General features: G+C 62.5%; 8 protein-coding genes. All 8 read right to left on the bottom strand.

Annotated elements, in window-relative coordinates; translation table 11 throughout:
• Positions 1-1,426, bottom strand: a 1,426-nt coding sequence (locus tag GSQ76_RS23770; RefSeq protein ID WP_158746587.1) for an ABC transporter substrate-binding protein, incomplete at its 3' end; no start/stop codon positions are given.
• 59 nt (positions 1,427-1,485) lie between these two features.
• Complete coding sequence (locus GSQ76_RS23765; RefSeq protein WP_158746586.1) at positions 1,486-2,997, bottom strand: ABC transporter substrate-binding protein; 1,512 nt, start codon at positions 2,995-2,997, stop codon at positions 1,486-1,488.
• 166 nt (positions 2,998-3,163) lie between these two features.
• Entirely contained in the window at positions 3,164-3,907 is a 744-nt protein-coding gene (locus GSQ76_RS23760; RefSeq protein WP_158746585.1) for an arylmalonate decarboxylase, read from the bottom strand.
• A gap of 10 nt (positions 3,908-3,917) precedes the next feature.
• Complete coding sequence (locus tag GSQ76_RS23755) at positions 3,918-4,802, bottom strand: oxaloacetate decarboxylase (RefSeq protein ID WP_158746584.1); 885 nt, start codon at positions 4,800-4,802, stop codon at positions 3,918-3,920.
• An 80-nt stretch (positions 4,803-4,882) separates the two neighbouring features.
• Positions 4,883-6,109, bottom strand: coding sequence for an ISAzo13 family transposase (locus tag GSQ76_RS23750; RefSeq protein ID WP_158746583.1), 1,227 nt, complete (start codon positions 6,107-6,109; stop codon positions 4,883-4,885).
• Between the two features lie 87 nt (positions 6,110-6,196).
• Positions 6,197-7,570: an MmgE/PrpD family protein gene (locus GSQ76_RS23745; RefSeq protein WP_158746582.1), complete on the bottom strand. Its 1,374-nt coding sequence runs from the start codon at positions 7,568-7,570 to the stop codon at positions 6,197-6,199.
• A 109-nt stretch (positions 7,571-7,679) separates the two neighbouring features.
• On the bottom strand, positions 7,680-8,783 hold the full coding sequence (gene rutA, locus GSQ76_RS23740; protein ID WP_158746581.1) for a pyrimidine utilization protein A: 1,104 nt from the start codon (positions 8,781-8,783) through the stop codon (positions 7,680-7,682).
• Between the two features lie 59 nt (positions 8,784-8,842).
• Entirely contained in the window at positions 8,843-9,883 is a 1,041-nt protein-coding gene (locus GSQ76_RS23735; RefSeq protein ID WP_158746580.1) for a LacI family DNA-binding transcriptional regulator, read from the bottom strand.
• Between the last annotated feature and the right edge of the window lie 145 nt (positions 9,884-10,028).

The following is a 10,028-nucleotide window of genomic DNA, read 5'->3' as shown; positions in this document are numbered from 1 at the left end:
CGGCGGCGGAGACGAAGAACAGCTTGTTCGTGTAGAGCACGTCCGGGCCAACCGGCTTCTCCGTGTCGCTCAACCCCATCGGCAGATCCTTCTTCAGGCTGCGCCGGTCGTTGAACTGGGTCTGCGGCATCGGGTCCAACTGGATAGGAATGCCGACGTCGCGCAGGGCGGATTGGATGGTGGTGGCGATCGGGCCCAGATACGATTCACGTTCGGAAACGAAGGCGATGTGCAGGGCGCTGGCATATGCCTCCAGCCCCTTGCCGTCGGGGAATCCGGCCTCGGCCAGCAGCTTCTTGGCCAGTTCCGGGTCTTGTTGATACTGGGTGCTGGGCTTGATGTAGCCCGCGAGCACTTCAGTGAAATGCGCGTCCCATTTGCGCGCCTGGCCGGCATATCCGATATTGATAATCTGCAAGTACGGCATCGCTGCCGCAATCGCCTGGCGCAGCTTCGGGTTGTCGAACGGCGGGGTTTTGAAGTTCAGGCTCAGCAACAGGGTCTCGTTGCCGTAGATGCCGCCGACCTTCACGCCGCGGGCGGTGCGCAGATTATCGAACTCACGGGCGGAGAGGCGTTGGGTGATCTGCGCCTGCCCCGACCGCAGGGTCAGCGCGCGATTGGCGCTCTGCGGCACGCGCTTGATGACAACGCGATCGATGGGGGGTTTGCCGCGGTAGTAATTCGGATTGGCCTTCAACGTGAAGGAATCACCCTTGACCCAGTTTTCTAGGCAGTAGGCGCCGAAGGCTGGGAGGTTTACCGAGTTGGCATAGACGTGGCTCCACGGATCTTCGGGCGTCGCGTGCTTCTTCATCTCGACGCTGTCGAACGGGGACATGGAATAGACGGTCATGACCGTCAGCAGCAGCGGGTTTTCAGCGGATTGGCGGATCTTCACCGTATGATCGTCAACCTTGACGACAGCGTCACCCAACTCCTTGCTGCCGCCGTTGAACACGCTGCGGTCGAACCCGGCGATCGAACCAAGGCTGGCGAGAAACCAGTTGGTGGGGCCGGTGCCGCTGACCGATTTACCGCGCGCGAGGGTGTAGATGAGATCATCGGCGCCGAAAATGTTGCCTGCGCAGCTTTTGACCCCCTGGCGCAAATGCATCGTCCAGGTATGGGTGGCCACGTCATGATCCCAACTTTCGATCAGCCGGCCTTCGTATTGACTGAAATCGAGCCGACGGATGCCGTCCTCATTTGGCTTGTCCTGCATCCTGTAGTCGAGCAACGGCTCCATCATGTTGATGTAGCCGAGTTGGGATGTGTTTACCGACACGGATGGTCCGTCGTAGTCCAGCCCAGCGGGAACGTCTTCCGCCAAATAGAGGATTTGGGAGGTTTGCGCCACGGCCGGCGCTACCGCAACCAAGCCGAACACGGCGGACGCGAGCAGACCCTTGAACCCTATCATCATCGCGTCCTTCGGCTTGTGCGGCAAAATACTGGCTGGTGTTGGGGCGGCCGGGATGGCGCCTATCCGTTCATGCTGGCGTTGTCGAGCGTGAGGTTGGAATAGAACGTCAACGCGCCCGCGATGTTTTGGAAGCCGACCAGGCGCTTCGTCATGGCATAGGCCTGCGAACGCCAAGCGAGACCGACGAAGCTCGCCTTCTCGATCGCGACGCTTTGCAACTTCTGGTAAATCGCCTTGCGTTTGACGGCATCGAATTCAGCGCGACCGGCTGCCAGCAATTCGGTAATTTCGGGAATGGGAAGGTCGAAGCTGCGTTGGAACGACGGCGGCAGAGAGCCATCGATCAACGATGTCAATCCGTCGGGGTCGTTATTGTCCATGGCCGTGCCGCCGATCGATAGATCGTATTGGCCACGGTTGCCGCGGTTCAAACGCCCCGCCCAATCCGGCAGTGCCAGATCCGCCTTAATACCGATTTCGGCAAGGTGGCTTTGCACCACCTCCCCCGTGCTTTTCATCATACCGAATTGAGACGTCGAGAGCAGAGAGCAGGAAAACCCGCCAGCATGGCCGGCCTCTGCCAACAGCGCCTTGGCGCGCCCCGGGTCGTAGCGCCATCCTTGGCTGAGCGCCTTGTCGAAAAACGGTGACTCTGGCGAGAGCGGCAAACCCTCCAGCGGCGCGCCACGGCCAAAAAACGCGGCCTGGACAATTTCCTCCCGGCGGATGGCCAAGGCGGCGGCGAGCCGCACCCGTGCATCGGTGAAGGGGCCGCTATCGCCGTTGAACACCAGGTACATGAAAGCGCCGTTGGTGCCGTCCAGCTTCAACGCCGGGTCGGCATCAAGCGTCTGCATGGATTGCCAGGGCACGTATTCGATCAGGTCGACATCACCGGTCCGCAGGGCGGTGACCCGTATATTTTCGTCCGCATAGACGACGCCGCGGATGCGACGGATCTGCGGCTGACCGGGGCGGTAGAATTTATCGAATGCGACAAGATCGACGGATACCCCGCGCTCCTGGTCCTGCAACATGAAGGGGCCGGCCCCAATATCTATCGTACCGCGGGCGGTGATCGGGGCGTACATGCTGGCCATCAGCAGGGGGACTGTGACGGTTGGGCGTTTCATCACCAGCCGAACGGTCTTGGCATCCGGCGTCTCGACATGATCGACGCCCTGGAACTCTGCCCGTAAATAGGCGGTGGAGTGCTCGCCCGCGATCTGCTCGATCGACCACCGCACGTCGTCCGAAGTGACGGGATTGCCGTTGTGGAACACCGCATCCCGCAGGTGGAACACCCAGGCGGTTGGGCCATCCTGCTCCCACCGCTCCGCCAACTCACCGCGCAGGCTGCCGTCGGGGGCGTATGAGAGCAGCCCGCGGAACATCAGCAGTTTGAGGCCACCAACCGAGGCGCCGGTGTTGGCCCAGGGTTGCAGGTTGGGCGGGTAGCCGGAGAGCCCGAAGGTGAGAAGATCCGTCGGCCGCGCTGCCTGGGCCGCGGTCCCGACAAGAGGCAGCCCGGCGGCGGCGGCGGCAAGAAGGGTCCGGCGGCTGAGCGTCATCGCGCCGTCTCCGACAGCGTGGTGACGGCCCAGCAGCCCGGGGATACCAGTGTCTCGTCTTTCATGTCCGGCGTCTCCTTGGTGGCGAAGCACTGTCGGCCCGCACAGCGGTGTTGTTTCATTCCGCAGGCTCGAACTGGCGCGGTTCGGGCTTTGCCGAGCCTGCTCAAAAACGTTCCAGTAATTGACCGAATCCGGCCTTTTTGTCGGCAATCCCGTTGCTGCGCAGGGCGTGCCAATAGGTGGCGGTGTTGATGGCGATGACCGGCTTGCCCAAAAATAGTTCGGCTGCGGCGGCCAGGCGCGCCATGCTGAGGTTGGTGCCGACCTGCACGATGGCGTCGACATCATCGCCGTCGAGGTCTTTGAGGCAGCCGATCAGATCCTTCGGCTGAACCTCGGCAATTCCGGTCCAACTGGGCGATTGCAGGCACATGTCGCGGACCACGGTGAAGCCGACATCGTGCAGGTATTGCCGCACATGGGCATTGGCGGCCGGGAAGTAGGGCGACAGAAAAGCAACACGGTTGGCGCCATAAGCGCGCAGCGCCGCGGCGGTCGCGGCCGAGCCCATGCTGACGCCTAGGCCTGTCCGATCGACAATGGATTTCTCGAAGGCGTCCGCCCCGGCCGCGCCGCCGATGAAGGTGACCGCGGACATGCCCATGACAAAATAACTGGGCAAGCATGTCATGGCGCTGTCGACCGCATCCATAACATTGCCGGCGATGACGGAGGTGCCTGCCATAAAACTCTCATTGCTCACCGCCGCCGCGTTCGGCGTAAAGATACGACTATAGTGATTGGTGACGCCCACCGGGCGCATGTCGTCAAAATCCGGCTGGACGATGGTGTTGGTGGAGGGCCCGAGCACGCCGAACTTGGCGCGCCAGCCGAGCGCGTCGGTCATCCTGCGCCCCTCATTCGACGGCTGGAGCGTCGCTGCGCGCCCAGCGGCGCTCGAACTCCCACACATCGGGGAAGCCCATCAATTGGCACATGCGGGCGAACCCATAGCTTTCCTGTGCTGGGACAGCGTTGCTGTCACCGTGGTGCAGCAGATGGGTATACACGCGCTCACAGGCGGCGGTGACGGCAAGAAAGCCGAGCGCCGGGTAGATGGCGATGTCGTAGCCGATGGCCTTCAGCCGGTCCTTCGGCAGGATTGGCGTGCGCCCGCCCTCCACCATGTTGGCAAGCAAGGGAGCGTCGATGTCTTGGCCGATGCGCTGCATCTCGTCCTCGGTCTCGGGGCTTTCGATAAACACGACGTCGGCCCCCGCCCTTGCAAATTCCTTGCCGCGAGCGATCGCCTCATCCAAGCCCAACGTGGTTCGAGCATCGGTACGGGCGATGATGAGGAAATCGGACGAGCGCCGTGCTTCGGCCGCGACCTCGATCTTGAGGCACATGTCGCGTGTCGGGATGACCCGGCGGCCCGGCGTATGGCCACATTTCTTAGGAATTTCCTGGTCTTCGATCTGGATGGCCGTCACGCCCGCCGCCTCGTAGCCAAGAACGGTGTGGCGCACGTTCAGCAGGCCGCCATAGCCGGTATCGGCATCGGCAATCACCGGGGTCGCACATTCGGTCGCGAACCGACCAACGCGGGAGACCATGTCGCTGTAGGTCGCAACGCCCGCATCAGCAATGCCGAGATGGGAGGCGACGGTGCCGAAGCCAGTGGCATAGAGCGCCGTGAAGCCCATCCCGTCGGCGACACGGGCAGAGATCATGTCGAAGATGCCGGGTGCGACGATGAAACGCTTCTCGGTGAGCGCGGCTCTCAGTCTCGGGTCAGCCATAGATCGTCTCCTTTGATCTCGATTGCGGGCGCCGGTTACATGGAGGTGGGGCGGCGTCGGTTCACGGGCCTTAGGCTCCGTCAGGAAATAAGTGAGCGACGTCTTCTGATTTGAGGTCGTAGTGTGTAGTTCCACTCGCCGTGGAATTCTTCGGGTATCAGATTGATTTGCGACATCTCCTGATCGCTCACTACGATCCCTTTTTTGTAAACTTTGGGATCGAGTTCGCACCGCACGACCAGGCCAGTGTCGGTCGTTGTGGCGCTGATCAAATCGACAATGACACGATAGCTGCCCAGCGGTTTGGCACGCCAGTTCATGCTGACGAACGAAAACAGCCGGTGCTCTATCTTGTTCCACTTGCTCGTGCCCGGTGGCAGGTGATGGACCCGAATATCAATGCCGAGTTCGTTGGCCAGCTTTTGGAGTTCGCGTTTCCACAAGCGTACTCGCGAACCATTGCTACCGCCACCATCGGCGGTGATCGTCAGATAGCGCGGCTTGGGGTAGCGTTTGGAGCCAACATTGTGCCACCAACTGCGGATCGTCTGAACGGCAAACTCCGCGGTATCATGGTTGATGCCGATGCTGATCCAGCCGAAGTTGGCGGCCAGATCGTAGATGCCGTATGGTACCGCCCGGCCAAGCTCCTTGATCAGGAAGTCATGTACCCGGACTTCTTCGGGGTCGCCTTGCGGGCGCCATTCCCGCCCGGCGTTCTTGAAATCGCCAATAAGCTCTTTTTTCTTGGTATCCACCGATATGACCGGCTGCCTCTCGAGCAGAGCGCGGCTGACGCTCGTGTTGATGTGAGCGAATTGCGCATCACGATCGGGGTGGCTGTCGCCTTCACGAGTTTTACGGTTGGCTTGCAGACTGAACTTCTCGGCCTTGAGCAATTCGCCAACGACGGTGTGGCTGATCTTGTGCCCGATCTCGCATAGTTCGCTGGCGAGGCGACGTAAGCCCTTGCAGGTCCAGCGCAGGGGCGACATCGGATCGCCGCGTTCACTGGGGCTGACCAGCGCCAGCAAATCGGCCAACAGACCCGGGTCAGTTGTCGTCAGAGTCTTCCGCCCACCACCAACTCGACGATTGCGATCCGAGGGCACGACCGAGGCCTCAGCCAGTTCTGCCAAACCACGGCCAATCGTGCTGGGTGCGATACCAGTCGCTCGGGCAACAGCCGCAATCCCACCATAACCAGCAGATCGCGCCTCCGCGGCAGCGAAGGACCGCCGCCCACGTTCGTCAAGATGCGGATCAAGTGCAACAAAGCGGCTACGGATGGCCCTGGTGTCGATCATCTCACGACGCTACGATACCCCTCCGTGACCGGAGAATCCCATATCCACTAAAACATAGACCCAATTCAGTTATTTCCTGACGGGCCCTTAGGCGGCCACCCGCAACAACCTGGTGAGTGTGCGGATATCGGCGATCGTCTCGATGGTGTCGACCGCATCAATGAGGGCGTCCTGTTGCCGCATGGACATCGGCGTCTGGGCGAAATCGCAGCAGCGGTGGAATTTTGTCAGATGTTGGTCGCGCGTGAGGCGCCGCGTGGGGCTGGCCAGCATGGCGTCGCAGTGCCACGACAAGGTCTGCCCGCTCGTGAGGACGATGGTGACGTCGACGGGGAGCAGGGCGTTCGGGTCCGTGCTATCATCCGACAGCATGCGGATGCGCGACGCGAGTGCGTGGGTCGCCGGGTCCGTCAATTCGGCGCCGCGGTAATGCGCGAGGTCGATGACGCCATTCAGCAAAACCTTGGCGGCGACGTAGGACATACAGAGTCGGGCATAGTTTGGGCTGGGGTTCGGGATATCGGGACGCGAGCATAGCCGCGCCGTGACGGGCGGGCCGACGATGGTGATCGACCCGACATCCTCGACCGTGAAGCCATGCCGTCGTCGTAGCTCGATGATCCCCTCGACGCCGGCATGGGTGGCGCGGCCGCTGGGGTATGGTTTGTGACTCATCTCGGCGATCCGCCAGGATTTGCCCAGCGATTGCAGGACCGGCTCCAAATCCCACTGGCCTTCGAACAGATGCATGTAGCCATACTTGCCCTCGAACGTATCGGTGGGTCCAACGACACCGGCGCGCGTCAAATCGGCGGATTGCAGGGCGGCGCGGGCATTGACGCCGACCTGCAGCGGCAGCGTGACGCTCCCCTCGACATGCGGCTGCAAGGTGCCGCTGGTTTGCGCGTACTGGACGCCGAAGGCTCCGACCAACTCCGTCTCGGTCATCCCCATCAGCCGGCCGACGGCGCCGACGGCACCGAAGCCGCCGGCGGTGGCGGGGCGAAAGAAGCGCATGGCCGACTCCGAGGCGATGCCGAGCCCAGAGGCGATGTCCACGCCGATGACGGCCGCGACCAACAAGTCCTTCCCGGAGATGCCACCCTTCCGCTCGGCATAGGCGGTTGCGGCGGACAGGGTGGTGGCGAGGGGGTGCAGAACCGCGCCCTCGTGCACACTGTCATATTCTTGGCAATGGACCTGGAAAGCGTTCAGCATCGCGCCGGTGGGCGCGGGCACGCGTTCCCGCCGGCCCCAGACCGTGGCCTCCTCCCCTGCGCCCCAGGCGCTGCTGGCCGCCATCAATTCGTCGGCGCCGTAGGCGGTGGAGCCCGCGATCCCCACGCCGAAGGTGTCGAGGATGAACACCTTGGCCTGCGCCACCGCATCGGCCGACAGGTCTTCGTAGCGTGCCGCGAGCGCGTGGCGGGCGAACCGGTGGGCGGCGGTAGCGGCGCTCATCAGGTGTTCCGAAGCACGCTGGACTCCACCTCGTCCAGCGTCATCAGGCGTTGCGTGCGTTGGATGGCGGGGCCAACGCCTTGTTGGCGGTGACCATCCAGCTCATCGGTCACGCTGGCTGCACCTGCGGGGATCGACCCGGCGGGGCGCGACCCTGGCGCGATTTCATCAGCGGCTGGATGTGCTGACCGAAGGCGTCCATGCCGGCGATGAAATCGTCGAAGGTCAGCATGATGCCGGCCACGCCAGGCACGGTGGCAACCTCGTCCATCAACGCCGCGACGGCGGCGTAGGAGCCGACCAGCGTGCCCATGTTGAAGTTCACGGCGGAAACCGGGTTGGTCATGCTACGAGCAGTCGACTTCGCATCAGCCTTGTCGTCGCCCGCCGCCTGCACACCCATCCAGGAAAGGGCCACCATATCCTTGCCGGCCTTATACAGCTCCCACTTGACCTGAGCGGCTTCGTCGGTTTCGTCAGCGATGATCATGAACAGGGCGTAAGCGCCGACATGACGGCCTGTCTTCTCCGCGGCGGCGACCAGGCGGGCAACGCTCGGGGCGAATTTGGTGGGGGTGTTTACCCCCTCCCCCATGCAGAAATTGTAGTCGGCATAGGTGGCGGCGAACTCGATGCCGCCCCCACTTTGCCCGGCAGCGACCAGGGGGATCGGGGCGCTGGGGCGTGGGCTGAGCTTGCAGTCCGTCATTTTGAAATGGGCGCCGTCCATGGTGCAGGACCCCGCCTCCCACAGGTCGCGCATCACCCGGACGTACTCCCCGCAATACTCGTAGCGGCGGTCGAAATGCTCCTTACCCGGCCAAAGTCCCATCTGGCTGTACTCGGCCTCCTGCCAGCCGGACACGATGTTGATCCCGAAACGGCCAGGTGCGATGCTATCGATCGTGGAGGCCATGCGGGCGGCGATGGCGGGCGGCAGGGTGAGCACGGCGGCCGAGGCAAAGAGCTTGATCGTCGTGGTAACAGCCGCGATGGCTGACATGAGGGTGAAACTTTCGAGGCAGTGGTCCCAGAATTCACTCTCCCCGCCGAAGCCGCGCAGCTTCACCATCGATAGCGCAAATTCGAAGCCGTAGCCCTCCGCCTTCTGCACGACGTCGCGGTTGAGCGCGAAGCTGGGCTGGTAGCGTGGCGAGGTGGTGGAGATGAGCCAACCATTGCTGCCGATGGGGATGAAGACGCCGAGGTCCATAGCATGGGCTCCAATGGGTGAATTGGCGTAGCGAGGCTAGGCCGCTGGCATCCGGCCGGCTATGCTGCCATCCGAACCGGCAGCCGAGCGGAGCGCCGGAGGATCAGCTCGCCCCGCAGCAAAACGACTTCATCCGGAACTGTCGAAGTCCCGATGCGTGCGGTCAATAGATCCAGCCCACGCGACACCATCGCGGCAATCGGTTGCTGCACGCTGGTGATCGCGTAGGCCGGCCACGCGCCCTGCGCGATGCCATCGAACCCCACGACCGAGATATCGTCAGGCACGCGAATACCTCCGATACGCAAGGCATCGACGACACCCATTGCCATGATGTCGGCGACGGCGAAGATGGCATCCGGTTGCCGGTCTCTCGGCATTTCTGCGAACATGCGGCCGGCTGCGAACCCGCCCTCATAGGTCGAGCCACCATTGATACGCAGATCGAAGTCGATCCCGTGGTTCTTCAGCATTTCAGCAAAGCCACGCTCCCGCTCGATGCTGGTCGAACTATCGGGATTGCCGCGGATAATGGCAAAACGCTGATGGCCACCCCCCAGCAGAAGCCGTGCCAAATCCTGTCCACCGAGGAAATTGTCGCAAGCGATGGCACTGGCGTGCAGTTTCGGAACGCGGTTGACCATGACGACCGGAACATTATGGACGGCACAGATTCGTGCCGCATGCGACGACAACTCAGCTGAGGTGATGAGGCAGCCATCGACCTGATATTGTAGCAACGTTTGCGCCGTCTGATCCTCGATCGGCCCGGCGCCAGCATGCAACAGCAACAGCCGCAGATCCCGGGCAGCGGCTTGGATAACCGCCTCTTGCATCAGTTCGACGTAAAAGGGATTGCTGATAGGCCCCAGCGACAGTGCAATCAGGCCACTATGTCCGCTGGCCAAAGTGCGCGCCAGGACATTGGGCGCATAACCACGCTCAGCCGCCAACGCCTCGACCCGCCGACGCGTTTTCGTTGAGATCCGCGGGTCGCCTCGCAGCGCCCGCGACACGGTGGACGCGGCAACGCCGAGCGAGCGCGCAAGCGTGACGACGGTGTCACGCGCATCCCCGCTATCCCTGGGTAATCCCGCCATCCTTCGTCCTACAAACCCACTGCGCTTAAAGCATTGCAAACGTGTGCACGCAAGAGGGCATTTATTCGTCGTTCTGTCCTGTGGATGACATGCGCAACCGCCAGATGATGGGCTACTATAATCACCGTCTACGCTTTCGTTTGCA

The sequence above is a fragment of the Acidisphaera sp. L21 genome, from assembly GCF_009765685.1.
Taxonomy (GTDB): domain Bacteria; phylum Pseudomonadota; class Alphaproteobacteria; order Acetobacterales; family Acetobacteraceae; genus LMUY01.
This window is presented reverse-complemented; position numbering and strand designations above follow the sequence as displayed.

Excerpts from the sequence above, each read along its gene's own strand:
- GSQ76_RS23765 (WP_158746586.1), bottom strand. The coding sequence starts at position 2,997 with ATGACGCTCAGCCGCCGGACCCTTCTTGCCGCCGCCGCCGCCGGGCTG.
- GSQ76_RS23760 (WP_158746585.1), bottom strand. The coding sequence starts at position 3,907 with ATGACCGACGCGCTCGGCTGGCGCGCCAAGTTCGGCGTGCTCGGGCCC.
- GSQ76_RS23755 (WP_158746584.1), bottom strand. The coding sequence starts at position 4,802 with ATGGCTGACCCGAGACTGAGAGCCGCGCTCACCGAGAAGCGTTTCATC.
- GSQ76_RS23750 (WP_158746583.1), bottom strand. The coding sequence starts at position 6,109 with ATGATCGACACCAGGGCCATCCGTAGCCGCTTTGTTGCACTTGATCCG.
- GSQ76_RS23745 (WP_158746582.1), bottom strand. The coding sequence starts at position 7,570 with ATGAGCGCCGCTACCGCCGCCCACCGGTTCGCCCGCCACGCGCTCGCG.
- rutA (WP_158746581.1), bottom strand. The coding sequence starts at position 8,783 with ATGGACCTCGGCGTCTTCATCCCCATCGGCAGCAATGGTTGGCTCATC.
- GSQ76_RS23735 (WP_158746580.1), bottom strand. The coding sequence starts at position 9,883 with ATGGCGGGATTACCCAGGGATAGCGGGGATGCGCGTGACACCGTCGTC.